At 68.1% G+C, this 251-nt stretch carries 1 protein-coding gene; it reads left to right on the forward strand.

Features of this window, described 5'->3' with window-relative positions; all coding sequences use genetic code 11:
* A partial coding sequence (locus tag AMS65_RS19700; RefSeq protein ID WP_162231733.1) for a hypothetical protein occupies window positions 1–251 on the forward strand: 251 nt, incomplete at both ends.

Raw genomic sequence — 251 nt, forward strand, 5'->3', positions numbered from 1 at the left:
GTCTCGAACTACGGCGCCACCGGGGTGACGATCGCGGGCAAGCCCGTGGTCTGGGAGATCACTCCGTCGCTGACCGCGGCCTCGGAGGCTGCCGCCCCGGTGAACAACGTGGTCATCACCGACACGCTGCCGAACTACGTCACGTACGACGAAGCCGGCACGCAGGCACTGGCGACGGCGGGCGAGTTCCCGATGCCGACCTCGGTGACGGCGAACGGTGATGGGACGACGACGCTCATCCTGAGTCTCGG

The sequence above is a fragment of the Leucobacter celer subsp. astrifaciens genome (assembly GCF_001273835.1).
GTDB lineage: Bacteria > Actinomycetota > Actinomycetes > Actinomycetales > Microbacteriaceae > Leucobacter > Leucobacter celer.